This window comes from Methanomassiliicoccales archaeon (assembly GCA_036504055.1).
In the GTDB taxonomy this organism is placed as follows: domain Archaea; phylum Thermoplasmatota; class Thermoplasmata; order Methanomassiliicoccales; family UBA472; genus DASXVU01.
In genome coordinates this window covers 114492-139703 of record DASXVU010000034.1, presented here as the reverse complement: position 1 = coordinate 139703, position 25212 = coordinate 114492, and the positions used below count along the sequence as shown (strand labels likewise).

At 55.9% G+C, this 25212-nt stretch carries 27 protein-coding genes; 13 read left to right on the top strand and 14 right to left on the bottom strand.

Annotation, left to right across the window (positions count from 1 at the left end; translation table 11 throughout):
- Window positions 1–148 precede the first annotated feature (148 nt).
- Both pfdA and rpl18a read right to left on the bottom strand, forming a co-directional pair.
- Complete coding sequence (gene pfdA / locus VGK23_08600) at window positions 149–589, bottom strand: prefoldin subunit alpha (protein ID HEY3420596.1); 441 nt, start codon at window positions 587–589, stop codon at window positions 149–151.
- Entirely contained in the window at window positions 590–832 is a 243-nt protein-coding gene (rpl18a, locus tag VGK23_08595; GenBank protein HEY3420595.1) for a 50S ribosomal protein L18Ae, read from the bottom strand. It abuts the gene before it with no gap.
- A gap of 64 nt (window positions 833–896) precedes the next feature.
- Here rpl18a and VGK23_08590 point away from each other — a divergent pair, with 64 nt between their 5' ends.
- Window positions 897–1745, top strand: coding sequence for a radical SAM protein (locus VGK23_08590; GenBank protein ID HEY3420594.1), 849 nt, complete (start codon window positions 897–899; stop codon window positions 1743–1745).
- On the opposite strand, the gene VGK23_08585 is transcribed toward VGK23_08590, so the two are convergent.
- Both VGK23_08585 and priS read right to left on the bottom strand, forming a co-directional pair.
- The gene (locus tag VGK23_08585) at window positions 1746–2591 is read right to left on the bottom strand and encodes a hypothetical protein (protein HEY3420593.1); all 846 of its coding nucleotides are present in this window, start codon (window positions 2589–2591) and stop codon (window positions 1746–1748) included.
- Window positions 2592–2671: 80 nt separating this feature from the next.
- Window positions 2672–3871 (bottom strand): DNA primase catalytic subunit PriS, encoded by a 1200-nt coding sequence (priS, locus tag VGK23_08580; protein ID HEY3420592.1) that lies wholly within the window; start codon window positions 3869–3871, stop codon window positions 2672–2674.
- 115 nt (window positions 3872–3986) lie between these two features.
- Here priS and VGK23_08575 point away from each other — a divergent pair, with 115 nt between their 5' ends.
- Window positions 3987–4598, top strand: coding sequence for a hypothetical protein (locus tag VGK23_08575; protein ID HEY3420591.1), 612 nt, complete (start codon window positions 3987–3989; stop codon window positions 4596–4598).
- 47 nt (window positions 4599–4645) lie between these two features.
- Here the strand turns inward: VGK23_08575 and VGK23_08570 are convergent, their stop codons facing one another.
- Window positions 4646–5575, bottom strand: a complete 930-nt coding sequence (locus VGK23_08570) for a GDP-mannose 4,6-dehydratase (GenBank protein HEY3420590.1) — start codon at window positions 5573–5575, stop codon at window positions 4646–4648.
- Window positions 5576–5731: 156 nt separating this feature from the next.
- On the opposite strand from VGK23_08570, the gene VGK23_08565 reads away from it, so the two are divergent.
- Window positions 5732–6634, top strand: a complete 903-nt coding sequence (locus tag VGK23_08565; protein HEY3420589.1) for a zinc metalloprotease HtpX — start codon at window positions 5732–5734, stop codon at window positions 6632–6634.
- A 36-nt stretch (window positions 6635–6670) separates the two neighbouring features.
- On the opposite strand, the gene VGK23_08560 is transcribed toward VGK23_08565, so the two are convergent.
- Together VGK23_08560 and hxlA are read right to left on the bottom strand one after the other, a co-directional pair.
- Window positions 6671–7372, bottom strand: coding sequence for a PHP domain-containing protein (locus VGK23_08560; protein HEY3420588.1), 702 nt, complete (start codon window positions 7370–7372; stop codon window positions 6671–6673).
- Window positions 7354–8649 carry a 3-hexulose-6-phosphate synthase gene (hxlA, locus tag VGK23_08555; GenBank protein ID HEY3420587.1) on the bottom strand — a complete coding sequence of 432 codons (1296 nt, stop codon included), beginning with the start codon at window positions 8647–8649 and terminating at the stop codon, window positions 7354–7356. The genes VGK23_08560 and hxlA overlap by 19 nt, the downstream gene beginning before the upstream one ends.
- Before the next feature lie 92 nt (window positions 8650–8741).
- Between hxlA and VGK23_08550 the strand changes: the two genes are divergently transcribed.
- The 8 genes from VGK23_08550 to VGK23_08515 all read left to right on the top strand — a co-directional run bounded on the left by VGK23_08550 (window position 8742) and on the right by VGK23_08515 (window position 17416).
- Entirely contained in the window at window positions 8742–9479 is a 738-nt protein-coding gene (locus VGK23_08550; protein HEY3420586.1) for an ATPase domain-containing protein, read from the top strand.
- Window position 9480: 1 nt separating this feature from the next.
- Window positions 9481–10050, top strand: a complete 570-nt coding sequence (locus tag VGK23_08545) for a hypothetical protein (protein HEY3420585.1) — start codon at window positions 9481–9483, stop codon at window positions 10048–10050.
- 197 nt (window positions 10051–10247) lie between these two features.
- Complete coding sequence (locus VGK23_08540; protein HEY3420584.1) at window positions 10248–10673, top strand: type IV pilin N-terminal domain-containing protein; 426 nt, start codon at window positions 10248–10250, stop codon at window positions 10671–10673.
- A 578-nt stretch (window positions 10674–11251) separates the two neighbouring features.
- Window positions 11252–11677 (top strand): arsenate reductase ArsC, encoded by a 426-nt coding sequence (locus tag VGK23_08535; protein HEY3420583.1) that lies wholly within the window; start codon window positions 11252–11254, stop codon window positions 11675–11677.
- A 4-nt stretch (window positions 11678–11681) separates the two neighbouring features.
- Complete coding sequence (locus VGK23_08530) at window positions 11682–12203, top strand: DUF367 family protein (protein HEY3420582.1); 522 nt, start codon at window positions 11682–11684, stop codon at window positions 12201–12203.
- Window positions 12204–12367: 164 nt separating this feature from the next.
- The gene (locus tag VGK23_08525) at window positions 12368–15985 is read left to right on the top strand and encodes a hypothetical protein (protein HEY3420581.1); all 3618 of its coding nucleotides are present in this window, start codon (window positions 12368–12370) and stop codon (window positions 15983–15985) included.
- Between the two features lie 98 nt (window positions 15986–16083).
- Entirely contained in the window at window positions 16084–16377 is a 294-nt protein-coding gene (locus tag VGK23_08520) for a DUF424 family protein (protein HEY3420580.1), read from the top strand.
- Window position 16378: 1 nt separating this feature from the next.
- Complete coding sequence (locus VGK23_08515; GenBank protein HEY3420579.1) at window positions 16379–17416, top strand: NMD3-related protein; 1038 nt, start codon at window positions 16379–16381, stop codon at window positions 17414–17416.
- Between the two features lie 112 nt (window positions 17417–17528).
- On the opposite strand, the gene VGK23_08510 is transcribed toward VGK23_08515, so the two are convergent.
- Together VGK23_08510 and VGK23_08505 are read right to left on the bottom strand one after the other, a co-directional pair.
- A complete protein-coding gene (locus tag VGK23_08510; protein ID HEY3420578.1) occupies window positions 17529–18374 on the bottom strand; it encodes an ABC transporter permease in 846 nt (281 codons plus the stop codon).
- A 6-nt stretch (window positions 18375–18380) separates the two neighbouring features.
- Window positions 18381–19319 carry an ABC transporter ATP-binding protein gene (locus VGK23_08505; protein HEY3420577.1) on the bottom strand — a complete coding sequence of 313 codons (939 nt, stop codon included), beginning with the start codon at window positions 19317–19319 and terminating at the stop codon, window positions 18381–18383.
- 91 nt (window positions 19320–19410) lie between these two features.
- Here VGK23_08505 and VGK23_08500 point away from each other — a divergent pair, with 91 nt between their 5' ends.
- Both VGK23_08500 and VGK23_08495 read left to right on the top strand, forming a co-directional pair.
- A complete protein-coding gene (locus VGK23_08500; GenBank protein HEY3420576.1) occupies window positions 19411–20316 on the top strand; it encodes a fumarate hydratase in 906 nt (301 codons plus the stop codon).
- Window positions 20313–20906: a FumA C-terminus/TtdB family hydratase beta subunit gene (locus VGK23_08495; protein HEY3420575.1), complete on the top strand. Its 594-nt coding sequence runs from the start codon at window positions 20313–20315 to the stop codon at window positions 20904–20906. Before VGK23_08500 ends, VGK23_08495 begins: the two co-directional genes overlap by 4 nt.
- Here VGK23_08495 and VGK23_08490 read toward each other — a convergent pair.
- The 5 genes from VGK23_08490 to VGK23_08470 all read right to left on the bottom strand — a co-directional run bounded on the left by VGK23_08490 (window position 20901) and on the right by VGK23_08470 (window position 25111).
- Window positions 20901–21926, bottom strand: a complete 1026-nt coding sequence (locus VGK23_08490; GenBank protein HEY3420574.1) for a carboxypeptidase-like regulatory domain-containing protein — start codon at window positions 21924–21926, stop codon at window positions 20901–20903. The two genes, VGK23_08495 and VGK23_08490, sit on opposite strands and share 6 nt — an antisense overlap.
- An 84-nt stretch (window positions 21927–22010) precedes the next feature.
- A complete protein-coding gene (locus VGK23_08485) occupies window positions 22011–22394 on the bottom strand; it encodes a plastocyanin/azurin family copper-binding protein (GenBank protein HEY3420573.1) in 384 nt (127 codons plus the stop codon).
- A 44-nt stretch (window positions 22395–22438) separates the two neighbouring features.
- Window positions 22439–23647, bottom strand: a complete 1209-nt coding sequence (locus VGK23_08480) for an MFS transporter (GenBank protein ID HEY3420572.1) — start codon at window positions 23645–23647, stop codon at window positions 22439–22441.
- A gap of 10 nt (window positions 23648–23657) precedes the next feature.
- Complete coding sequence (locus VGK23_08475; protein HEY3420571.1) at window positions 23658–24092, bottom strand: chromate resistance protein ChrB domain-containing protein; 435 nt, start codon at window positions 24090–24092, stop codon at window positions 23658–23660.
- A gap of 110 nt (window positions 24093–24202) precedes the next feature.
- Window positions 24203–25111 (bottom strand): hypothetical protein, encoded by a 909-nt coding sequence (locus VGK23_08470; GenBank protein HEY3420570.1) that lies wholly within the window; start codon window positions 25109–25111, stop codon window positions 24203–24205.
- Window positions 25112–25212: the final 101 nt, after the last annotated feature.

Sequence of the window (25212 nt, the reverse complement as noted above, 5' to 3'; positions counted from 1 at the left end):
AGTTCGAGCTCCCAGAGAAGTTCGTCCAGATCTTTTTCGGAGATCTTCCTTCCGGAGTCGCCGACCAATTCCTCCGCCTTTTCCGGTAGGGGAATGTCCTTGGGCTTGATGCCGAAGACCTTCTTCAGCGACTCGAACATCGATTACCTCAGAACTGGGGTTGCTGCTGTTGCAGCGCCTGCATTTTCTGGTACTCTTCTTGCACTATCTGCTGGAGTTGAGCGCTCTTCATTTCCATCGCACTGCGCGTCTCGTTCATCTTCTTCATGGCGTCGAGCATCTCTTGAATCCTGACTGTCATGAGCTGGATCGACTCCTCGATGCCCTTCTCCACGGTGATGCCGGAACCGACGCCGACCAGGCACTTCTTGTTGTCGGCCACCGAAGCATAAACGTATGAGTTGCCGCCGATCGGAACTAGCAATTGTCCGTTCTCGGGAGCCTTGGCGAACTCTGTCAGCGTGTCCTTGGCCCGAGAATACTCCTCCAAGGACATCTGTATGAGCTGCTGCTGCTCGGCGACCGCCTCCAGCTGTGCCTTGTACACTTCCAGCGTGCCCAAGGCCTGACGCAGCTCCTGCTCGTTCATTTACTGACCACCGATAAGGTGCTTTACGACGAGGTCGGTAACCTCTTCGTTCTTGAGCGCCGTCAGCTCGGAGATGGTGATGTTCTTCCTCTCGATGCGGTGCCTGCTGCCAATGTTTGACATGATCTGGTGAACAGCATCCTTTTCGTCCTTTGCAGCGACCTCGATCTTGAAGTCCTGGGTTTCGGAACGGTAATTCATATTGCTGAACTTGTATGAGCCAACTGCTCTGTATCCTTGCATGAGCTCGCCTCCCCCGTGGAAAGGTGTTTAAGCAATAAACCTTTTGGTCTATATAGTGTCGAGAATGGGTCGTAAGTCCACGTTGGCGGCGTATTATCCCAGCGGTCGATTTCCTTCGATCTCGGTGACCGGTTCTCATTGCCAGTTACGGTGCGGCCATTGCGGTGGACACTATCTCAAAGGGATGCGGTCAGCCCAGACCCCACAGGAGCTCCGGCTCCTGGCCGAGGACCTGGAAGGCCAAGGCTGTCTGGGGTTCCTGCTCAGCGGAGGGTGCGATCGGAGCGCCAACGTCCCCCTCGGTCGGTATGCACAGGCGATCGCAGACATCAAGCGAAACACGAAGCTGAAGGTAAGCGTACATCCGGGGCTCATCGGAGAGGCAGAGGCCGCAGAGCTGGTCAGGGCAGGCGTTGACATCTTCTGCATCGATCTCGTTCAGGACCCCCGGGTGATCGAAGGCGTGCTCGGATTAAAGGTCCCGCCCAAAGCATACGAGGAGGCACTGGCATCGCTGTTCCGGGCGGGGGCCGAACATGTCGTGCCCCACGTCTGCGTGGGTCTGAACGGTGAGGAACGTTCCGGCGAAAGGTCTGCGATAGAGCTAGCGGCCAGATACCCCATCTCTTCGTTGTCCTTGCTGTCCTTCATTCCGACCTCAGGGACGAGGATGGAGAAGTTCCCGATCGTCTCCGACGATCATCTGCTGGAGATGGTCGAATACGCGGTCGACACCCTGAGCTGCCCCGTCAACCTGGGCTGCATGAGGCCAAGGGGGAATCCCGATATCGAGGTCAGATGCTGCGAGGCCGGTATCGCCGGCATAGCCGTCCCCTCTCCGGAGACGGTCAGACGACTGGAGCACCTCGGCTTCAAAGTGGAAAGGAAGGATGTTTGCTGCGCTTTCCTCTGATCATCTATGGGAGATGCCGGAACCCTTCGAATATGAACCGGACCTCAGGGTCAGGTAGGCTCCCCATGCCCCATAGGTCACGATGAACAACAATGCCAGGACCGGGACGAAGCTATAGAGGGTCGGCGATATGCCGCTGCTCAGTTTGTAGGTGATGGTCACCGGCGTTCCGGTCTCGGAATAGGCCAGTATGTAATATTTTGAATGAGAGAGCTCGGGGAAATCGACCGTTAGCGTTGTGTTGACGAGGTATTGGTTGGTGTTGATCCGGTATTGGCCCACTATTTCCTTGGCCTGTCCCCCGAATTGAAGCCAGTTCGCCTCAGAGATGATGAAGACCGTTGCCGCACCGGTCGACTCTAAGGTCGCTGTCTTTATCGCCGTCACTCCGAGAGGGTCGTCGTTATAGAAGTTCCTGCTGTCCGCAACGAACACCGAGTCCGCCACCAGGGAATCGTTGCTTGACATGGTGTTCTCCAAGGATTTGGTTATGAACGGCGCCCAAAGGACGAAGATGACGATCCCGCAGACAACGATCACGTAGGCGGCTCGCCTTATCTGCAGTTTGGATATGTGATGCTTCGTGCTGTTGCTCTTCAAGAACCGCATCTCGAGACTGGTGAAAACGAAGCTCTCGACCGCGATGACCAGGAGCATGATCATGACGAAGTAGATGAACGAGTTGATCGAAAGGTAGAACGGCTTGAGCCCGAATCCTCCGCCGGCGACGATCATGTATGTGGCGAACACCAGAATGATCAGTATCTGGACTATGTACAGGTATCTCTTAACCCGACGGATGCTGTCTATTCGGTATCCGCCCTCAAACTTCCTACCAGTCTTCATCAGAATGCGGAGGAAAATTGAGAATTTCAGGTTAAATAGTTATGGTTGCTGGATACAACTAGCGAAAAATAGGCCCGCCCCTACGCGATGGTTCCATACTTCCTGAGAACCAGGAAGATGCCCGCCCATGTCGGCACCTCGATCTCTCCCTCTCCCGTGAACCGTTCTTTCTTCAGCCTCATGTCGATCCTCTTTGCCAGTTTGACCTTCATCGGTGTGTCCGGGTATATCTCAGGGAACGCATCCCTCAAAGGGTCAAAGCTGGTCAATTCCTCCCGCGTCATCGAGATGACCCTCAGGCCGGTCTTGCCGTGCAGCGAGTATGGAAGCCGGATAAGCCGCTTTATGTCCCGGGTGACCGGTTCATCCACCTGTGCGGATGAGCGGGGAGGGACCTCATCGGTCAGCCATCCTATCAAGATCTTCTTCACTCGGTCGTCGATGCAATCGAAAGAGCCGTCCCGGAACATCAGCTCGGCCCCGGTAAGGTCCTCCCTGATCTCGAACAGCTCCCTCTTCAGCAGGGTGAGGAGCTTCTCATCGACCGAGGCGAACGATTTGTATCGGATCTTTGCGTCCACCACGCTCAGGTTCTTGAACTCCTCGAACAATTTCTTTGCACCCTGGTTCATGCGCCGTTTCCAGCCCCCCGACTCCTCGACCGGGAATGCCGTGCCTTTGTCGAGACGCTGACCGTTCTTGAACTTGGTGACCATCTTGGTCCTTTCGGGGAACACCCAGTCAAAGTCCAGGTCCCTCCCCGCCACATAGTCGACTATCTCGGAACGTTCATGGGGTCGGAGCTTGAGCACCTTATCGCTGTAGATGTGGGCGTGGTACCCCCGGCCACCGGAGAACGTCACCTCGATGTCCTTCTCGGAGAATCCCAGGTCGTCCAATATGAAATCGTCCAGCAGTCGGATCATTTCCCTCTTGATCTGGGCAAGCATCTCCTCAAAGGTGAGTCCTGCGGCGCCAGGTATGTGGTCTGCATCGAGGTCGAAGATCACATCTGCGCCTTTCCATAGCTTGCCGTCCATGGTAGGTGCTCCGGGATTTTGGTATAGCGCTGTTGAATAGTAAACGTGGGACGGGACCGTGCTGACCAGAAAACGGTTGAGCGACGCCTGGTCGGGGAACGCCAGGTGTCGACGCACGAAATCCTTCCCCATGTACATGAAACCGAACTCCCGCTCCATGTGCTTCGGCGGCAGGGGCGGGGGGGATCTGGAATAATACTCTCGGAACCACTTGGTGACGAGTTCTTCCTCTCGGCTCATTGATACTCAATCATCTCCTTCCATATCTCTATTGTCATTCGAAAGTTCTCTAAATGATTTCCGAACGCCAAGATTTATTATCGGATACATTTGTCTCTTCCAAGAAGGTTCAGAAATGAAGGCTTACATCAAGGTCGTATATTCCAGTGAAGGGATGTCCCCAGTCAAGGTCGAGGGGACATTCAACGATCACGGATTTCACAAGATGAACGGTCAACAGGCATTCGAGTCCGAGGTGGTTGATGATGCCGATTTCCAGGGAAAGCTGGAATTGCTGCATTCCGCGCTCAAGGGCTCGGGGGTTAGGTATATGCTAACCTCGGGTAAGCCATTCGAAGGTTCCGCCAATGCGATTCCATCCTGCCGCGAAAGATTGGAGAAGTGGCGCGACACCGGGATCGACATCGATGAACTGGCCGACCTTCTGGAGAAGGATGTGGCGAACTTCAGGGGCCGTGCGATGGAGATGACCGCCATCCAGATCGAACGGATTGCCTCGGAGAAGGAAAAGGAACTCCGCGAGAAGGAGGCGAGGGAGAAGGCCGAAGCCATCAAGAAGCGCGCGCTCGAGCTGATGGCAAGTACGGAGGGGCACACATTCATGGAGCTGGTCAAAGCCTCTGGAATGGAGGAGGACGAGCTCCAATCCATGCTGCTCGACTATGTCGAGAAGGGCAAGATAAAGGCAGAACAGCGTGGGCGCCACGTGGTCTACGTGGCCCTCTAAAAACCTCTTCTTGACCTTCTGAGATCTAATCGGACCTGCCCACTGGATCAGGTCCCAGACTTTTCATACCATTCCACGAGCCTGCCCAATCCTTCATCCAGAGGTATCCTTGGCTCCCAGCCCAGGAGTTCTTTGGCCCAGGTGTTGTCCCCCCAGATACGCGCTTCTTCGTCCTCTCCGGGCAGGTATTCCGGCTCCATGTCCGATCTGCCCGTCACATCCATTATCGCCCTCACAAGCTGATCCGTGGTTGTGGCCCTGCCTGAGCATACGTTCAACGCCTGGCCTTTGAGATCATCGCAGTGAGCGCAACGAAGTATCGCTTCAACCGCATCAGAGACGAACAGGTAATCTCCAACCTGGTCAGGGCCTCCGATTATCTGGGGGTGTCGGCCGCTAAGGACGCTCTCCGTGAGGGCACCGATAGTAGAATTTGGCTGCTGTCTCGGCCCAAAGACGGTGAAATACCGAAGCGACATCGTTTTCAATCCATACAGCTCGTGGAAGAGCCGGCAATATTCCTCTGCCGCAAGTTTGCCGGATCCAAGAGGTGAGGTGGGGCCAGTAGGATCGGTCTCCTTGACCGGAGGCGAGCGGGAATTTCCGTAGACCGATGCTGACGAAGAGGAGATGACCTTGCTGATGCCCGCATTCTTCGCCGCCAACAGCACGTTGAGCGTTCCGGTGATCTCCATTTGAGCCATCACAGGGTCTATTGTCGATAAGTTGGCTTGAGCGGCCAGATGGAAGACCACATCCGCCCCCACCACGCTCTGCCTTAGTCCGTCCAGGTCCAGAACGCTGATCTTGTCCAGGCGGTACCGCTCATTCTCGAAATGAGGCTCGAGGTAGTTCGCCCTCCCCGAACTGGTCAGGTCCAGGTTATCGACGACAACCACATCGTTCCCCTCATCGAGGAGCCGATCCACCAAAGTGCTTCCTATGAATCCTGCCCCGCCAGTCACCACTGCTTTCATGACAGGCCGATATTGCCGTCATTCCATATTATTACCCTTCTTTGCCTAATCGAGTCATTAAGATCGAATAGCTGGACAATCGTGCTAGGGAACATCTTCACCAGTGCCTTTTTATAGAAGTGATTTCAAATGCTTTATATAGCGATTCTTTCATTGATGCGAAAGGGTGTAAAGATGGGTGCAATTGGCGCTACTCTCAGGACGATGCTCCTGTTCGGGGTCATGATCGGTCTGTTCATGGTAATTGGATGGCTGGTCGGTACCTACTTCATTGGAAATCCGCTGCTGGGGCTGATCGTTTTCATTGGTTTAGCAGCACTGATCAATGCGGTATCTTACTTCTTCTCATCGAAGATCGTTCTCTGGTCATATCGGGCGAAGATAGTCACGATGAACGATTCTCCTCGCCTTTACCGCACGGTGAAAAGCATCGCAGACCGGTCTGGCCTGCCAATGCCGCAGATCGCCATCATCCCTACAACCATGCCGAACGCGTTCGCTACCGGGCGTAACCCGAAGAACGCGACCGTGGCCGCGACCGAGGGGATCATGAGGCTGCTGGACGATGACGAACTCCAGGGCGTGCTGGCGCACGAGATGGCACACGTGAAGGACCGGGACATACTGGTCATGAGCGTGGCCGCGACCATCGCCGGGGCGATATCGTTTGCCGCCAGATGGGCGCTTTACGGTTCGTTGTTCGGAGGGGGTAACAACCGGGACAACGGAGGATTCCTATTGATGCTCGGAGTGGCGATAACCGCGCCGATCGCAGCAATGATGGTCCAACTGGCGATCTCGCGTAACCGCGAATACAAGGCGGACTTTGAAGGGGCCAAGCTTATCGGAAGGCCTCTGTACCTGGCCCGAGCGTTGAGGAAATTGGAGGCGGGCGTAAAGAAGGATCCGATAAAGTTCGGTAACCCGGCCTCGTCCAGCCTTTGGATCGTGAACCCGTTCTCTGCGAACGGTCTGGTCCGGATATTCTCGACCCACCCGCCGATGGATGAGCGCATCAGGCGTCTGGAAAAGCAGGCCCACGACATGGGCCAGTATTAAAACTCTATAACGGGGCGGATGCCCCCGATCATTCAGTCATTGAATAATGACATCCTTTTCCAGCCCTATCCTTCTGACGAATTCCTGGCCCACCTTGAGGTTCACCACTTCGTCTATCCGTCTGTGTGTGTCAGTGCCGATGGAGACCTTGACCTTTCCCGGGAACGAGCGGTAGAAGCGTTCTGCATGCTGGAAATAGGGGAGGCCATCACGCGTATAGAACGGGGAGGTGCTTATCTCCACGAACAGGTCCATCACGTTGAGGGTGTTGGCCAGTTCGTTCGGGTCCCGGTGTGGGAATATCCGGTCCATGTCCCAATGGCAGAGCCCGCAGATCGGTCTAGTGAGCTGTTTCCTGAAGTCCTCCAGACCTTCCAGCTGGCAGCCTCCGTTCATCGGATCGCTCGCATACTCGAATAGAACGACATCCAATCGGTTGATCAGGTCGACCGGGAGCGATTCCAGATCGCAGCGCGTTGGATTGGTGTCGATCTCCACTCCGGCCAGGACCTTGATCTTACCTTTGTACATCTCCTTGAGCGCGTCGAGATTGTTCATATAACGCTCGAAGTGTTCTGCCTTGAGCGGCGACGGCACCTTCACGGTCTCGAAATGGTCGGTTATGGCGATGTGCGTCAGGCCGCCCTGATAGGCCCTCCTGACGATGTCGTCCGGCAGAAAATCACCGTCCGAATAGACGGTATGCGTGTGGAGATTGATCAGCGGACCTGTTCCCATCTCTCCAGCTCCTGGATCGAGGAGAGCGTGCCTCCCCGTTTGATCTCTTCCCGTACGCGGTCCTCCCTCTCGGCGACGTCGACCGCCCGGTTCGCCACTTCAACGGCATGCTCCTGCGGGACCACGACGACCCCGCTGTCGTCCCCTATGATCCAATCGCCAGTGCGGACGTTCTGTCCTCCCACGGTGATCTCATGGCCGATGCCTCCGAAACCTTTAGGCTCGCCGGCGTCGGGAGCCACCGATCTGGAAAAGCAAGGGAAGCCCATGTCCACGATGCCGTCGATATCCCGCGCCGATCCATCGATGACCACGCCCGCAACCCCCCTCACTTTAGCGGACCAGGATGCCAGCTCACCCCAGACGGCTACATCGGCGCCACCGACATCGATCACTATGACATCCCCCTTAGAAGCATGATCTATAGCCTCCACAGGCTTTGCCCAATCCCCCTTCACTGTCTGCACTGTGAGAGCCCGACCCACCATCCTCGTTCCGTGCGGATTGCGGGAGAGGATGCCTCTAAGCACCCCTCTTTTGTGCTGGGCGTCCGCGACATTGGGGGCGGAAACCTTGGAAAAGGCCTGGAATAATTCCTCCTGCGTATATTTTTTTTCGAAATCGGCAGGAATGACGGTGCCGTTCTCGATCGCCTTCTTGATCTTGACCGCAGCTGCCTTCACATCCTCAGTCTTGATGATACCGCCACCGACTATGATGATCGATGCGCCGCTCCGGGCCAGTTTACCGGCAGTCTCCGATGTTATGCCCCCCGCGACGGCGATCGGAATCGAAACGGAAGATGCGACCTGGCGGACCAACTCTGTAGGCGTCGAGTCTCCCTTCATCTGCTGGTCGATGCCCATGTGAATGCATATGTAGGAAGCACCAAGACGTTCGACCTCTTTGGCCCTGGCAACCTTGTCGGGGACATTCATCATGTCCACCATGACCTTCGCCCCATAACGTCCTGCCACCGCGGAAGATTCCTCCACGGTCGCGTCGTCGCTCAAGCCCATCACGGTGATGACGTCTGCGCCCGCTTTGGCAGCTATCTCCACCTCAAACCCTCCAACATCCATGGTCTTCATGTCGGCGACTATGACATGACCTGGCAATGCTTTCTTCAGCGCCCGGATGGACTCGACACCCTCGCTCTTGATGAGCGGTGTTCCGGCCTCTATCCAGTCGGCACCGCCATCGACCGCTTCTTTACCGATCTCGACCGCACGCTTTAGGTGCATAAGGTCCAGAGCGACCTGGAGGACAGGTTTCATAGGGCCTTCTAAAGCCGCATTGCATATTATTCCTTTTGTTCCACTCTCCGATGGTACCCGCACGTATAATCAGTCAGGAAACCCTATATCCCATGATACGAATGGTGACCGAGATGGCCAAGAAGGCGGAACTGAAACGCTGCGTCACTGGGATCGAAGGTCTGGACCGGATCATGGGCGGAGGCCTGCCGATCGGAGGAACCGTTCTTGTGACCGGGATATGCGGCTCGGGCAAGTCCGCACTGGGCATCGAATTCCTGGTCAGGGGCGCGCTGTCGGGCCAGAACGGCATCCTCATATCCACCGTGCACTCAGCCGAGAAACTGATGACGTCGGTGCCTCACTTGGACTTCTTCGACAAGAAGATAATGGAATCTGGCGCACTCAAGGCCATCGGTGTCGAGGAATTGATGAAGTTCGCTAAGAAGGAAGGGAAACTCACAGACATCGAAGGGGCTATGCAGATGCTTGTCTCCATCAAGACCTTGATAACGGGCGGCGCGGTAAAACGCCTGGTCATTGATTCGACAACCCCGCTGCTGATGGAAATGGAACCGTCGGCCGGAAGGGAGTTCCTTAAGAGGCTGGCTAACCTGCTATACGAGCTGAAATGCACCGGCATCCTGATATCGGAGACCACTCAGAACGATGGGTTCGAGATGGTGGTGGCCGACGGGATCATCACTCTCGGCAACTTCGAAAGGAAGGGCGACATCCTACGCGTCATACAGGTCGTCAAGATGTCCGGGGCGGCGCATTCCCGTTCCCGCTACGTCACTGACTCGACCAGCCTGGGGCTGCTGCTCACGCCGTTGCTCAGGGGGCTTTGATATGACCGAAGAGGCAAAAGACCAGGTCATCGCGAAGATGGAGGAGATCGGCCCCGCGGTGAGCGTGGTGCTGAACATCAACATGGAGAACTACTTCGACGTCCTGACCGGACTGGTGGATACGTTCAGCAAGAAGAAAGGGCTCAACTGTATATACATAGCGTCGTCGGTCTCGGCGTCCACGATATCATCGGCGTTGACATCCCTGGACATCAATACAGAATCGATGCATTTCGTCGATTGCGTTTCATATGGGGTCATGGAGAGCCTCGATGGCGGAGAGAACACCGTCTATGTAGAATCCCAGACCATGCTGGAGAACATCGTCCTCAAGGTCGAGTACATGTTCAAGACGCTCGAGGGAAGACCGAGCCTTGTCATCCTCGATTCGATCAACTCAATGGCAATGAACAATGGGACGAACATTTTGAGCGAGTTCGTGCAGGTGCTTTCGACGATGATCAAGTCGAAGGGTGCATATATCGTGATACTGAGTGTAGATGAACAGCTCAAGCCGGACCTGAGGGAGATGTTGTCATTGGTTAGCGATCAAATCGTGGCGATCAAGTGATAGCATACTATCTTTATTTTTAGATATTATATGTTTCGAGGTCCGTCCATTTCGGATATGTGGAATCTATTTTTTTCATAAAATATGAGGGCCAGAACTATTCTTCAAAGTTGATTTTTAGATAGTGAGGAATTAATACTCCCGCAACGTTTAACAGAATTACCGGCAGGGCTTACCCCTGCTAAGGAGGACTAAAAATGATGAAGAAAATGTGGAAAATGAGAAAGGACAAGAGTGCCGTCTCACCGGTCATCGCGACCATCCTGATGGTAGCGATCACTGTAGTGTTGGCCGCCGTCCTATATGTAATGGTTATGGGATTCGGTACCGGTGGCGGTTCGACCCCGACTGCATCCATGACGGCGACCAAGACTAGTTCTTTGGTCTACAATGTCACCGTGCAGTCCGTGTCGGTTAACACGATTAAATACACCAGCCTCACGGTCGTTTGCGCCGGTGCAAACTCCACTGCAATTATGCCTGCATTAGCAGGATCAACGACGCTTGGAGCGGGGGATTCATTTATCGTTACAGCGACAGGTCCAGGGCCAGTAACCATAAGCCTACGGGATACCGCAACTAGCAACAATGTCGCCTCAATAACGATCCAGGCAACGGCATAATCAAACTCTTTCCTTAACCTTTTTTTATTTAAAGATCCAATCATGTTTTCTGAAATCATGGATCAACTGGACATAGAACTGATATCAATTCTTGGTTCTAACAAAATGACAACGTCCGAAATCGAATCCGCCCTCTCTACACGCAGTGACCAATGTCCAGAGACGATAATTCGAAGACTGAATCTATTGAGGAAAAAAGGTCTCATACATGGTGAAACCACTCCTGACAAAGGATGTTGGGTCTGGTGGAAATAAACCGGCGCCACTCAGCTCGCCCGTCTCTCATCATCGAATGATCAGTGCTGGGTTTATCATCACAGTGGCTGGGTCACCATAGCAGCTTCTTTTCATAAACCTATCTGTGGATGCTTGAGACCGACATGCCATAAGGCGAGTTTACCATCAGGAACCAATACATACCTTGATTTGGGTAATCCTGTATTAGCCTAAACGGTACATAAGAGTGCAACTCAAAATGCACGTTAGATCTCATCAATGATCGTACGCCCTGCTATGATCATCAGTCCCAAACGAAACCCCTTAAAGAACAAGTATCAAACGACCTGGAGCTTAGCACCATGGCCAAGACGCAAAAGAGAACCATACTATTCATGTGCACGCACAATTCCTCGCGGTCCCAAATGGCCGAAGGACTGGTAAATCATTTCCACCGGAATCGATGGGAGGCGTCCAGTGCTGGGACGTCGGTCACCAAGGTCAATCCATATGCGATCAAGGTGATGAAGGAGATAGGGATTGACATCTCCAAACAAGTGTCGAAGGACGCGAACAAGATGTTCGGCAAGAACTTCGATATCGTTGCCACCCTGTGTAGCGAAGCGGAGGACGAGTGCCCCTTCTTCATAGAGGGAGACGAATATGTCCACAGATCGTTCGCCGACCCGACCGAGGCGAAGGGAAGCGACGAGCAGATCATGAAGGTCTTTCGAAAGACCAGGGACGACCTGAAGGCCTGGATCGATGAGATGATGAGGAACCAGTGAGGTCATGGCGATATCACTTTTCGTTTACGACGAACATCAATGCGACCCGAAGAAGTGCACCTCGCGCAAGATGATCAAGTTCAACCTGGTGCAGGAGCTGTCTTCGTTCAAGAGCATCCCTTACGGAAGCGTGGTGCTCTGGCCCTTCGCCGAGAAGGCAGTGTCACGGGAGGACCTGCCCAGCGCCAGAACGCACGGGATAGTGGTCCTGGACGTCTCCTGGGGCAACATCGACGCCGTGCCGCAGCTAAAGAAGAGCGTCCTGCCTAGGGCATTGCCGTATCTTCTGGCCGCCAACCCGGTCAATTGGGGCAAGCCCCTGATGCTCAGCTCGGTGGAGGCGCTTGCAGCCACCCTATACATCCTGGGAGAGAAGGACCAGGCCCGTTCGATCCTTTCCAAGTTCACCTGGGGGGAGCAGTTCATAATCCTGAACCAGGAGCCCCTCGACCGCTATTCGGAATGCGAGACCAGCGCCGAGGTGGTCGAGGTTCAGGCCGATTACGTGCCGCAATTGCGGAATTGAGACGTCATCCGCCAACCCGGCCTCTTTTCCAGTAATGGTTTCCGGTGCAGCGTGACATCAAGAATAACCCTTTTATCCCACTGCCCTAATCACTTCTAAGCAAACGATCACGCAGGCAGTCAAACGCCCCGTCACGATTCTTTGCACCAAAGAAGGTGTTCATTTTGCCGATCGATTATACCGATGAGGACCTCGCCGCGCGTTGGGAAGAGTTCTTCGAGTCCAGTGAGAACCGGGTTAGGGTAGCGGAGGTGGCCGACCTTTATCCGGAGGTACGTTCCATCAACATCGCATATGCCGAGCTGGACCAGTTCGACCCGGACATGGCCCAGTTCATGCTGGAGGAACCGGAGCGCGTGCTCTCCATCGGTGAGTCTGTGGTGCGCAAGCAGGTGCAGCAGACCCGGGGAAACTACGAGATCCATTTGAGGTTCAAGGCGCTGGCGCCGGACTCTCGTGTCGATGTCCGTAAGCTAAGAAGCGAGCACCTGGGCAAGCTGGTGGCGATAGAGGGGCTGGTCCGTAAGGCGACCGACGTCCGCCCCAAACTGGTGGAAGCGGTCTTCCGATGCTTCCGCTGTCCTGCCAAGATAGTGGAGATCCAGGAAGGGCTCCAGTTCAAGGAGCCTCTGGAGTGCTATAAGGAACAGAACGGTTGCGGGCGGTCCGGCGGCAGCACCAAGTTCACATTGCTGACCGAGGAGTCCAGCTATGTCGATACCCAAAAGATTGAGATCCAGGAGAATCCGGAGGGCCTCCGTGGCGGAGCCCAGCCGGAGAGGCTGACCGGCTATCTAGAGGACGATCTGGCGGGAACGGTATCGCCTGGTGACCGCATAGTCATCAATGGCATTCTACGTTCGGTGCAGAAGGCCCAGGGGAACAATAAATCGACATTGTTCGACATCAACCTGGAAGTGCACTCGGTGGAGTTCCAGGAGCATGAGTATGAAGAGGTCAACATAACTCCGGAGGAAGAGGAACTGATCATACAGGAAGCCCATTCTCCCAACGTCTTCAGCAAGATCATCAAGTCGATCAGCCCCACCATCTATGGCTATGACGAGGTCAAGGAGTCTATGGCATTGCAGCTGTTCGGCGGCTCGCACAAGCAGTTGGATGACGGTACTAGGGTCAGGGGCGACATCCATATCCTTCTCGTCGGAGACCCCGGTGTGGCAAAGTGCGTCACGGGCGATTCCGAGGTGATGCTCGGGTCAGGTAACTGTATGAGGATCAAGGACCTGGTGGAGGGGGCGTTGACCGAGTTCGGCAGCCAGGAAGTTGACGACGGGGTCTATGCCGAGATCGACATCCAGGTAATGACCTTCACCGAACGGGGGGTCATAGAGCCTGGCCGGGCGGTCAGAGCCTGGAAGAGGACGGCGCCGAAGAGGCTGTTCGAGTTCGTCACCGAAAGCGGCAGGAAGATAACCGTCACACCGACTCATCCGCTGTTCGTTCAGAACGGCATGTGGCTCGCAATGCGCCATGCAACGAAGATCTATGTCGGACAGGAGATCGCCGTCACCAAGGGACAGGGCGAATGCGGACAGGAAGACAACGGATGGAAGCGCGGCATACAGTTCGAAAAGGTCGTGTCGAAGACCGAGGTCCCGGCACCGGAACCGTTCGTCTATGACCTGGAGGTGGAGAACACCCACATCTTCGTTGCCAACGGCATCCTGTCGCACAACTCTCAGCTGTTGCGCTACATGTCCGAGCTAGCACCCAGAGGCATCTATGCTTCAGGCAAGTCCTCCTCGGCCGCAGGACTTTGCGTCGCTGGGGACACCAAGATCGAGGTGAAAGGGAAGCTTATCGAGATAGGGGAGTTCGTGGAAAGCAGGATCAAATCTCCAACGGAAGTCGAAAAAGGCGTATATCGGCAGGAAGTGGGTGTTAACGGCCTTAAAACGGTGTCTGCCGACGGTCTGCCGGTCACTAGGCCAGTATCGTCAGTCTTCCGCATAGCCACCCCTTCATTTCTTGTGGAACTCAAAGAGGAGTCTGGGCAGTCGATAACGTTGACCCCGGAGACGCAGGTTTTAAGCCGGATAGGTGAGGATCCGGCATGGATCCGGTCGTCTGACGTGACGGCGGACGACGAGGTGATGACGGTAGGGCCTGCCGGAGACCATTCCCAGCCGGACTGGTCCCGGGTAACTTCTACAGAACGGAAGGTCGATGGTATACCCGAACACGTATACGATCTGACCGTGGAGGGTGCCCACAGCTTCATCGGGAACGGGTTCGTGGTGCACAACACCGCCGCCGCGGTGAAGGACGAGTTTGGCGATGGAAGGTGGACGCTGGAAGCAGGTGCGCTCGTGCTCGCAGACAAAGGTCTTGCATGTATCGATGGAGAACAGATTGTCGTTCTGAAGGACAATAAGGTCTCCAAGATGAAGGAAGTGCGTCCTGGTGATATTGTAATCAATTTCAGGAAAGGATGGAACGAAGGCCGCGTCATAAGGAATCTGGACAAAGGGATTGAGGATTGTATCGGCCTTACGCTTCTGACAGGAGATGAAATAATCTGTACATCTGACCACCAGATCTTGACACCAAAGGGTTGGGTTCAGGCTGGAAAGGTTGAGATCGGGGATTCGCTTGTGATTCCAACAGATTTCAGTTCCGGGTCGGTACGATCAGGCAGAGGGAACACTCTGGGAACCAGCATTGGTTCCGACGAGGTTCTATGCGAAGCGGGTGTTCAATCTGCTGCGTCCAGCATCTTGCTCAACCCGGTGGTCTCGATACGACATGCCGGACCGCGTCACGTATACGATCTGGTGATCGAAGGCGAGCATAACTTCCTGGTCAATGGCGGCATCGTCCATAACTGCATCGACGAGCTGGACAAGATGACCGAGCAGGACCGTTCCTCCATGCACGAGGCCATGGAGTCGCAGAGGATATCAGTCGCCAAGGCCGGCATCACCGCGACATTGCAGTGCCGCTGCTCCATGCTGGGCGCGGCCAACCCGAAGTATGGGCGTTTCGATGACAATGAGTCCCTTTCTGACCAGATCAATATGCCTCCAGCATTGCTTTCCAGGTTCGACCTGATCTTCGCGCTGACCGATAAACCGAAGGCGGAGACGGACACCAGGATCGCCGAGCACATCATCATGGGACATGTCCGGGGCGAAGTGCGCCGTCACGAGGACCTGAGCGTGTTGGACGACCTGGGCGTGGACTATAAGAAGATAATGGAGGACACGGACAAACTGAAACCGGTCTATGACAAGGAGTTCCTCCGTAAGTACGTGGCGCACTCCAAGCGGTACGTGCCGGTGATGAGCAAGGAAGCGCGAAAGATCATCCAGGACAAATACCTCTCGATCCGTAAGCTGGGTGAGGTCCAAGGCGCTTCCGTACCGATCACCGCCCGTCAGCTGGAAGCCTTCATCCGCCTTTCCGAGGCATCGGCCAGGATAAGACTGAGCAATGTCGTTGCCAAGGAGGACGCCGACAGGGCGGTGCGCATCGTCGAGTTCTACCTGAACAAGATGGCCCGCGATTCCGGCAGCATGGACGTGGACAAGGTAATGACCGGGTTCTCCAAGACCGACCGCAACAAGATCGCGGTCGTTCGTACCCTCATACACTCCAACTCCGAGCCGGGCAAAGGCGTGTCGTTCAAGACGCTGCTGGAGCACGCCCCGGAGAAGAACCTGACCGAGCAGGAACTGCGGGAAGCGCTGAAGAAGCTGCGCAACGCCGGGGACATATATGAGCCGAGCCACGACTTCTACAAACTGTCCAGCGGGGACTGAGCCAGTCGAAGGTCCGACCCTCTCGGGCCGTTCCGGCAAAAGTATAATAGCGTGTCAGGGTTTAGTTGCACTCCGTAAACACAGGATCGGGAATTGATTTGATAACCGTCAGGGTGTACAAACAGGGCAGTGACGTGGTCGTCGCGGCGTGCGACAAGCATCTCCTGGGACAGACGTTCCGCGAGGGAGAGCTCAGGCTGGCCGTCTCGCCCGGCTTCTATCAGGGCGAGGACGCGGACGAGGAGATGCTGGTGAACCGCCTGAGCGGATGCACGATAGCGAACCTCGTGGGCGAGAAGGTATGCCGCATCGCGGCGGAGCACGACTTCATAGAGGAGGAGTGCGTCATGATCATCGGGGGCGTCCCGCACGCCCAGATGGTAAGGTATTGAGATGTCGTTCTGTGTAAAATGCGGAAAAGAGGGCGAGGTCATCGAGTCGGTCTGCTCGGAATGCTTCATGGAGAACAAGCGTTTCACCACGATAGCAGACCACGTAAACCTGTTCCAGTGCGTCCACTGTTCAGATTTCCAAGTGAACAATAAATGGCATGGCTATAAGGTCGAGATCGCGGCCCAGGAGGCGGCGATATCCGGCATCTGCCTGATGAAGGAGGCGGACATCGATAACATCAAGACATCCGTCATAGCCCGGGACAAGGCCAACTATCGCGTGCACCTGGACCTGACCGTCACCTATCACGGGTTCACTACCAGGGAGGAGCTGGACACCATCGTACGGGTGAAGACGAACGTGTGCGGCAAATGCTCCAAGATACAGGGGAACTACTACGAGGCGACCCTGCAGATACGCACCCGTGACCGGAAGTTCGACAAGAACGAGCTGGAGGAGATCGTCAACCGGGTCTCCAAGATGGTCAAGGAGATCGGCGCCGAGAACCGGGAGATGTTCATCAGCAAGATCACCCTGGTCCCCGGGGCCAATGGCGGATCGGACATCAACCTGTCCAGCCAGGCTCTGGGGAAGACCCTCACGCACGACCTTGCGGAAATGTATGGGGCGGAGGTCAAGGAGACGGCCAAGCTGCTCACCCAGAAGGACGGGCACGACGTATACCGTATGACCTACCTGATCCGTTTGCCGGCATACCGCTACGGTGACGTCGTCATTTACCGGAAGCACATGTACCTGGTGGGCGCGATCCGCACCACCAATACGAAGATCACCGACATCAAGACATCCGAATCGTTCACCGTCGGTAACGGCGACATGACCGAGGCAAGGGTCATCGGCAAGCGTGAGGAGATGATGGACGCGGTCGTTCTCACAGAAACGGACCGGGAGCTGCAGATCATGCATCCCACCACCTTCAAACCGGTGGAGCTGAGGAAACCGCAGCGTTATAAGACCAAGGGCGAGACGGTCAAGGTCTTCCAGCATGAGGAAGAGCTTTACCTGCTGCCGAAGTGACCGAGAGGGACGGACACCTCTTCCATTCTTTTCCGGGATACGGATCCGTCCCGAGAACTGGCTTTTTCAATAGGAATGGAAAATTGAAAGGAAGAGGTTTCGGTCGACGCCACTAGCTGACCATTTCCCGACGACTGAACGCCACATAGCCTAGGACCGCAGTGACGATCAGCCAGACCAGCATCACCACGATGGAAAGGCCAACATCCGGTACGTAGGAGTGGAGCACGAACCCCGCCCCTGGGACATTGGTCACCGTATCGGTCGGGTATGGCGATTGCATGATGTACGAGATGGTCCCTCCAGCGAATGTCAGTTCGCCGTCTGGTTTGAAACCGGCGATCGAACCCACCGCCGTTATCAACGAGAGGATCATGAACAGCATGAAGAATGTCAGCACCAACGCCGCCGTGGATGTCTTCAGGACCGACGAGATCAGGAAGGCCAGTCCGGTCGCTGCCGCTCCATACAGGATCGCCAATAGCATGGAATAGATGGCCAGCTCGGTGAAGTTACCGGTATATGCAAGGCCTATCACCATCGCCACAAGATAGTATACCGCGATCACGAGGCTCATGATGCCTACCGATGCCAGGAACTTCCCTGCATACAGGCTCGATTTCTTCACCGGGTTCGGGAAGAGCAGATAGCCGGTCCTGTTCTGGAACTCCGAGACGATCGCGTCCCCGGCGAACAGGGTAACGCCTATGATGATCATGGTGTTCGCGAATCCTGCGTAGTTGCCCACAAATCTCGCGGCGTTGTGAGGGTCGGCGTTGTTGAGGGTCCCCAAGAACGTGACCAGCACCAGCACCAGGCCGATGATTATGCCGATCGCCAGCAACCTCTTGGACCGGATGTGCTTCAGGATATCGTACTTGGCCACTAGGAAGACCTGTTCGACATCCGACGGTACCGTGACCTTCAGGTCCTTGTTGATGTTATAGAGATCTGTCAATTTGGATCACCTCGAATCCTTGATCAGGGACATGTACAGCGATTCCAGCGCCATGCCGCTCTCTTTGAAGGCAACGATCCTGAGACCGATGGACTGCAGGTCCAGGAGCAGGCGCGCCTGTTCCTCGTCCCCCCCGCTGAAGTCCATGGTAAAGGCGTTGTCCCCCAGGGCGTTGATCCCCTGCACGCCCGAGATCTTGCTTGCGTTGACAAAATCGGCAGGCTCCACTTTCTTCGTGGTACGGACCTCGATCTTCTTGCCCCGGAACTCGCTCAGGAGCGATTCCACGCTGCCGGATTTCAGCAATTTTCCCCGGTTGATCAGGGCGACGTCGGAACAGACCTCCTGCACCTCGTTCATCAGGTGGGAGGACATGAAGACGGTGTAGTCGCCCTTCTTCAGCTCACGCAGCACTTCGCGCATCTCGAACATACCGCGCGGGTCCAGCCCGGAGGTCGGTTCATCCAGGACGATGACGCTCGGCTCGTGAAGCAACGCCTGGGCGATGGCCAGCCTCTGTTTCATCCCTTTGGAGAACTTGCCGATGCGCTTGTCCTGCCATTCGGTCATCTTAACGACCTCGAGCACCTCTTTGGAACGCCTGCGGATGTCCGTCATGGACATGCCCCTCAGCTGCCCCAGGTACTCCAACGTCTCGATCGGCGTCAGATACGGATAGAACTCCGGCGTCTCGACGACCGCACCAACGTCCGCCAGCGCCATCTTCGGGTCCGATGTCACGTCGATTCCATTCAGTGACGCCTTTCCAGACGTCGCGACCAGCATATTTGTCAGGACCTTGATGGTGGTGGTCTTGCCCGCCCCGTTCGGTCCGAGGAAGCCAAGGAAGGCCTTATGGGGTACCTTCAGTGTCAGTGAGTCCACCGCCCTGAAACCTCCACGGTAGTCCTTTACCAGGTTCTCTATCTCAATAGGATATTCCATGGGATCATCCTTGAGTCCCAGCAGACTCTGTCGCTATATGAACTTTGTGAATATGAAAAATGTTATAAAAATGCCCTGACCATATGGCAAAATGTTATCACTTCTCGCAACGATGCACACCTCGATGCATTACGACGATGAGGTCATCGAGGAGATCACCATCCGGCTCCTCAGGACGGCTGCCACCACTTTGCCGTCCGATGTCATGGAGGCATTGGAAAGGGCCCGGGAAGCCGAGACAGAGCCAGTTGCCAAGGTCCAGCTGGACACCATCCTCAAGAACGTCGAGCTGGGGGAGATGCGTCTTCTGCCCATGTGTCAAGACACCGGGCTTCCGTTGTTCTACATATCGGGCCGCTGTGATGGGCGGCTCATTGCCGCCATAAGGAAGGGTGTGGAGAGGGCGACCAGAACGATCCCCCTGCGTCCCAATGTGGTCGATCCGGTCACGAGGATGAACGCGGGAAACAACCTGGGGGACATGATGCCCCTGATCCATTTCGAGCCAGCCGACCATGACCACACCGATATCACATTGATGATGAAGGGGGCGGGCTCGGAGAACATGTCGGCGCTGCGCATGCTCACTCCGTCCCAAGGTGTCAAGGGCATCAAGGAGTTCATCCTGGACACCGTGGTGGCCGCCGGGGGAAGACCCTGTCCGCCGGTGATCGTCGGGGTAGGTATCGGCGGAACCGCCGATCTGGCCTGCCACCTGGCCAAGAAGGCCCTGCTACGTCCAGTGCACAAAAGGAGCGAGGACGGATCTCTGAGGCGGATGGAGGAGGAGATGACCGAGGCGCTGAACCGGACTGGCATCGGGCCGATGGGGCTGGGCGGGAAGAGCACCGTCCTGGGCGTTAGCATAGAATCGGCCTCCTGCCACACCGCTTCCCTGCCTGTCGCGATCAGCCTGCAATGCTGGGCGGCCAGAAGGGCATCGGTCAGGCTATATCCGGATGGTCGTGCGGTTTTCTCGACGGAGGGGTTCTGGTGAAGAGGGTGGTTTCGCCGTTATCAGAGGACACCGTCCGTTCGCTGGCCGCAGGGGAAGAGGTTCTGCTGTCCGGGCCGGTCCTTACGGCAAGGGATGAAGCGCACATGCGGGCGCTGGAGATGCATGAGCGGGGAGAACCGCTACCCTTCGATCTCCAGGGCATCGCGGTCTACCATTGCGGCCCCATCATGGTCCGAGAGGCGGACGGGTGGAGGCTGGTTGCTGCCGGCCCCACAACCAGCTCGCGCATGAACACGATCGAGCCGGCGTTCATTAAGGCGTTCGGTATAAGAGCGATAATCGGCAAGGGCGGGATGTCGAGATCGACCGTTGAGGCGATGAAGGAACAAGGTTGCGTATACCTGGCGTTCACTGGGGGCGCTGCGATCATTGCTTCTAAAGGGATAACCAAGGTGGAATCGGTCGACTGGCTGGATCTGGGCATGCCGGAGGCGGTCTGGCATCTGCAAGCCAACGACTTCGGTCCTTTGATCGTCGCCATCGACTCCCATGGACGAAGCCTCTACGACGAGATCGACGAAAGGGTCAGGGTCAACCTAGAAGGGATACGCAAGGACCTTGGACTATGACCGTTCCTGTCTCTTCTCATCATGGGGATCTTGGCCCAGGAGTTCTGGTTTCTTCCTCACCTTGAAATTGACGAACAATGCGGCGCAGATCGTCGCCAATGCGATGATCAAACCTATGACCATCAGAGAGTGAGGCAAATCGAACCCGAACAGGTACGCCGAGGTGTTATTGTTCTTGGACTTGAGGATCGAGACATCAAGCTGTCGGTCCTCAAAAGGTGCCAGCGATATGGACACATCCTTGGCGTTGAAGTCCTTCTTGGTGAACGTTACGGTGTAGGAATCAGCTGTGAGCTGGATACTGTAATTGCCCTTGGCGTCGGTGGTGCCAGTCCACAGAGTGTCCTGCCCCCTTGCGGTTATGGTCACGCCGTCCTGCGGATTGCCGTTCTCGGTCACCTGGCCGAAAAGCGTGCAGGGCTGTGCCTGCATGGAGGCGTTATACAGTTTGATGACCCCCCGTTTTATCACCAGGGGGAGGGAGTTGGTGCGGTCATAGCCTAACTTGGTGAAATTGGCCACGTATGTGTCCGGTTGAATCTTACTGATCCGGTACTCGCCCAACGGCGCCACGGTCACGGCCGTATAGTTATAATGGTCGCTCGCCATGACGACGGTCACGCCGTTCACCGGTGCCTTGCCATCGGTGACGAACCCGTTCAGGGATCCCAGGATCTCTGTCATAGTGAAGTTGAGCTCCACCGCCTGGCCCGATATGATGGTCTTATCCACATAGGTGATGTTGGACCGGTAATTCGACAACCCCGCTGAGATGTTGTATGTGCCATTGGGAGTGTTGAGCGCGAAGGCTCCGGCACTGTTCGTAAAAGTGGTCAGCGCGGAATCCGTGGTGGTGTTCCGGGCGGTGATGACCACCTCGGACATGGGGGCGCCGGTTTCGTTAAGAACCGTGCCCTGGAACCCCTGTTCCACCGTGGCCGACAATGCCGGGGCGGTCAGGACCGGGATGGCGCTGATAAGGAGCGCGACCGTCAGCAACAGCGTCGCTATTCTTTTCATCTTATCTGCACATGGGCAATTCTACGTAAAACGTTTTTGTGAGAACTCACCAATTCCGAAGGGAGTTCTCGTTGCAGGCTGTCCTCATCCGGTCGTCTGAGGAAGGACCCGGACGATCGCATGGGCCATGCTGGGGTGGATGGTGCAGTGGTACCAATAATCCCCCGCAACGGTGAACGTCACCGAGAATGTGGAACCCGCCCCCAGGTTGCCGCTGTCGAACACCTTGGTCGAATTTGCGTCTGACGTCACCGTATGGGTTATGCCATCGTTGTTCTTCCAGGTAACGGTGTCGTTCACATGCACGATGATCAGGTTCGGTGAAAATGCAAAGTTGGATATGGTCACTGGGTTGTCTCCCACCGGAGTCGTCCCGCTGTTATTGTTGTTCTGCGTTGCAACATAAACGCCAGCGATGACGATGATAACCACGACCAAGACGATGCCTATGATCGTTGATGTCTTCATGAATAAGCGTCTGAGCCCTCCCTATTTTAAAATACCTCTGATGGTCAGGCGTCACAATGCCCGTTCTTCGTCGGCGGACCTCCTTTCCACACACCCAGTGCGAAAACGATCGCCCCGGCCAGGAGGACCAGGCCGGCCAGTCCGAAACCTGCCTGATAAGAGATCAGGCCGACAACCACTCCTGTTATCAGCGGGCCAGCCGAATGCCCCACATCCATGACCGAACTGAGCACGCCTATCGCCGAGCCGTGCGCCGAGGTCCCGGCGTACTCGCAGACCAGGGCTGATGTGGACGCCGTCACCGTCGCGACGCTTAGGCCGAACAGTATGGAGAGGATCATGAGCAGCCCTATGTTGCTCACCATCGGCATGGCCGTTATCACCACGAAGCCCATCAGCAGTCCGACGCATATGGCCGGCTCTCGGCCATGCCTATCCGAGATACGGCCCATGACCGGTTTGGCCAGAAGCATGCTGACCACCTGGATGCCCATCACTGCACCGATCTCCAGGCCATTGAGGCCGATGGAAAGGCAATAGAGCGGCAGGAACGCCTCGAACGCCCCCATGGCGAAATACTGCATGCCCTCCATCGAGGAGGTGATCATTATGCGGCGGTCCTTTGCCACCGACGATAACGCCTTCCACATCCCTCCCTCAGGCAGGTGCCTCGCCGCGACAGGGTGGCTCTCCTTCCATGGGATCAGAACCGACATCACCAATGCCACCATCCCGGTGATGGCGCAGGTGAGGTACAGGTCGGCGAAATTGGCCAGATAAAGGAACGCGCCTCCCAGGAATGGGGCCACGAACCGACCCGCCATGGTGGCCGAGGAATAGGTGGCCAGCTTTTCGCCGCGCACCTCCTTGGAATAGCGGTCCGCTATGGCCGCCATCGCCACCGGCATGAACACCGCGGTGGCGAAGCCGTGGTAAAACCTGACCGCCGCCAGTTCATAGACGTTCGTCACGAACAGGTAGAGGAACGGAGCGGTGGCGAAGATCAGCAGGGAGTAGGTCAGTATCCTCTGCCTCCCTTTACGATCGGAGTAGGCCCCGGCGATGCTTGAGACGAGGATCCCCGGGATCGGGCTTATCGCCGCCACCAGGCCTACCTGTTCGGCGTTGGCCCCGATATGTTCTGCCAGCAGGGGCAGGGCCGGGTTCTTGGACATCGTGGAGGAAAGGATGGCGAACGCCGCCACCGCCCCCAGGACCAGTAGGAACCTTCCTTGACCGCCCTTGATCGACATGCCCAGATCCTCAATCGCGATTGGCGACCTTTGCCTTGCAGTAGGCGTACCAGGCATCGTAGGCCGGGAACTGCAGTCGCATGTTCTCGAAATCATCCTTCGCCACGAACCTGAACCCGGCGGCCAGGGCTGCCATGCCGGCCGATTCGGCCGGTGGCGACGGCATCTGGATGTCGGCACCGCGCACTATCAAAGCCATTTCCAGCAATGCTGGATCATTCAATGCGAACTTCTCCAGTATCGCGTCGAACGAGCATCTGTCCCCGTGATGGCCCAGCTCAACATTGGGTACATCGAAGGGGGTGGCATTCTCTCTTTTAGACACTTCCAGGACCTTTTCGGCCGCAACAAAGAGGAAAACCGCATCGGCATCCACGAACCGGCGGATCAGCCACGGGCAGGCAATCCTGTCCACCTTCGCCTTTTCCCTGGTTACCCATTTCATAACATTACCCCCATGCATGCGAAAAAGGCATGCACATTAAGACCCCATTGCCGATATTAAGGATTCGGACCCTATTATTCCAATCCGACTAAGCAGCATAGTTCATTTATTCAGGGAGAGGCGGCGGTCAGCGAAGGCTGTTTTTTCTTTTTCTGGTCTATCTTGTCTCGGAACAGCTCAGGCCTGACATCGATCCCTTTGGCCGTGATCATCCCAACCAGCATCACGTTGAACGCCGACATGCAGGCGGATAGATGGATCGCGCACTCTCTCCAGGCCGCGATCCTCTCCTCCCCGATCTCCGAACCCCCTTCCCGGTGAAGGTACAGGTCCATTATCGCCCCTCCGTCTATCATCCAAAAGGTTCGGCAAGAGACCGCCCGCATGACCTCGTCAGCGGTCGATCCGTTTTCCCTCAGCCTGAGATGGTCGAGAAGCGCCTGCAGTCCGGCCAACTCCTTCTCATCGAAGAAATCGGGCGCCCTTTCCTCGACCAGTTCCCTAAGGACTGTGGTCGGCACCAGAAGAGTTCCCGTCGGATCGTTCTTGGCGATATGATCGATCCCCCGTTTCAGCCCGGCACTGATCATCATGCACCAGACGAGGCGAAGGATGGCCGGTCTAACGCGATGCCGAAGTGCTTGTTCGATGAGCATGAGCTCGATCATGGCGTTCCTCTTACCGGACCTCTCAATGTCGGCATTCGCGGTCATCAGTGTTTCCGGCGATTCCCAGAACGTTTGCTCTTCATACATCCAGCGTTGTTGGAGAAAGAACACCAGATCGGTCCATAGATCATCGTCCTGGTCCTCGGTCATGTGGTAGGTGACATGCGCCATGGCCTCAACGGCATCATCCAGCCTGGTATCGGGATCCAACGCGGCCTCTCTGACACAGTCGTGATAGACCTCGATCCCTAACATTGTCAGGTTTTTCAGGTCATCCGGACCTTCCATTAAGGTCTTCCATTCCTCGGTGTTGAAGTCCACACCAGACCTTCCGAAGCTATACCATCTCATAAGATCACCGTTTGAACACAGCCGAGTCGGGTGAAGATAAACCTGGCGGTATCATCAGAACAACTTCAGCCATTTTCGATGTACCGGGCAAAAGATAGTAA

What these genes read in the sequence shown, in the direction of transcription:
- VGK23_08575 (HEY3420591.1), top strand. Translation starts at nt 3,987, where the DNA reads ATGAAGGCTTACATCAAGGTCGTATATTCCAGTGAAGGGATGTCCCCA.
- VGK23_08470 (HEY3420570.1), bottom strand. Translation starts at nt 25,111, where the DNA reads ATGAGATGGTATAGCTTCGGAAGGTCTGGTGTGGACTTCAACACCGAG.
- VGK23_08535 (HEY3420583.1), top strand. Translation starts at nt 11,252, where the DNA reads ATGGCCAAGACGCAAAAGAGAACCATACTATTCATGTGCACGCACAAT.
- VGK23_08515 (HEY3420579.1), top strand. Translation starts at nt 16,379, where the DNA reads ATGTCGTTCTGTGTAAAATGCGGAAAAGAGGGCGAGGTCATCGAGTCG.
- rpl18a (HEY3420595.1), bottom strand. Translation starts at nt 832, where the DNA reads ATGCAAGGATACAGAGCAGTTGGCTCATACAAGTTCAGCAATATGAAT.
- VGK23_08500 (HEY3420576.1), top strand. Translation starts at nt 19,411, where the DNA reads ATGTTATCACTTCTCGCAACGATGCACACCTCGATGCATTACGACGAT.
- hxlA (HEY3420587.1), bottom strand. Translation starts at nt 8,649, where the DNA reads ATGAAACCTGTCCTCCAGGTCGCTCTGGACCTTATGCACCTAAAGCGT.
- VGK23_08540 (HEY3420584.1), top strand. Translation starts at nt 10,248, where the DNA reads ATGATGAAGAAAATGTGGAAAATGAGAAAGGACAAGAGTGCCGTCTCA.
- VGK23_08485 (HEY3420573.1), bottom strand. Translation starts at nt 22,394, where the DNA reads ATGAAGACATCAACGATCATAGGCATCGTCTTGGTCGTGGTTATCATC.
- VGK23_08545 (HEY3420585.1), top strand. Translation starts at nt 9,481, where the DNA reads ATGACCGAAGAGGCAAAAGACCAGGTCATCGCGAAGATGGAGGAGATC.
- VGK23_08480 (HEY3420572.1), bottom strand. Translation starts at nt 23,647, where the DNA reads ATGTCGATCAAGGGCGGTCAAGGAAGGTTCCTACTGGTCCTGGGGGCG.
- VGK23_08475 (HEY3420571.1), bottom strand. Translation starts at nt 24,092, where the DNA reads ATGAAATGGGTAACCAGGGAAAAGGCGAAGGTGGACAGGATTGCCTGC.
- VGK23_08565 (HEY3420589.1), top strand. Translation starts at nt 5,732, where the DNA reads ATGCGAAAGGGTGTAAAGATGGGTGCAATTGGCGCTACTCTCAGGACG.
- pfdA (HEY3420596.1), bottom strand. Translation starts at nt 589, where the DNA reads ATGAACGAGCAGGAGCTGCGTCAGGCCTTGGGCACGCTGGAAGTGTAC.
- VGK23_08590 (HEY3420594.1), top strand. Translation starts at nt 897, where the DNA reads ATGGGTCGTAAGTCCACGTTGGCGGCGTATTATCCCAGCGGTCGATTT.
- VGK23_08505 (HEY3420577.1), bottom strand. Translation starts at nt 19,319, where the DNA reads ATGGAATATCCTATTGAGATAGAGAACCTGGTAAAGGACTACCGTGGA.
- VGK23_08570 (HEY3420590.1), bottom strand. Translation starts at nt 5,575, where the DNA reads ATGAAAGCAGTGGTGACTGGCGGGGCAGGATTCATAGGAAGCACTTTG.
- VGK23_08560 (HEY3420588.1), bottom strand. Translation starts at nt 7,372, where the DNA reads ATGGGAACAGGTCCGCTGATCAATCTCCACACGCATACCGTCTATTCG.
- VGK23_08550 (HEY3420586.1), top strand. Translation starts at nt 8,742, where the DNA reads ATGATACGAATGGTGACCGAGATGGCCAAGAAGGCGGAACTGAAACGC.
- VGK23_08585 (HEY3420593.1), bottom strand. Translation starts at nt 2,591, where the DNA reads ATGAAGACTGGTAGGAAGTTTGAGGGCGGATACCGAATAGACAGCATC.
- VGK23_08490 (HEY3420574.1), bottom strand. Translation starts at nt 21,926, where the DNA reads ATGAAAAGAATAGCGACGCTGTTGCTGACGGTCGCGCTCCTTATCAGC.
- VGK23_08530 (HEY3420582.1), top strand. Translation starts at nt 11,682, where the DNA reads ATGGCGATATCACTTTTCGTTTACGACGAACATCAATGCGACCCGAAG.
- priS (HEY3420592.1), bottom strand. Translation starts at nt 3,871, where the DNA reads ATGAGCCGAGAGGAAGAACTCGTCACCAAGTGGTTCCGAGAGTATTAT.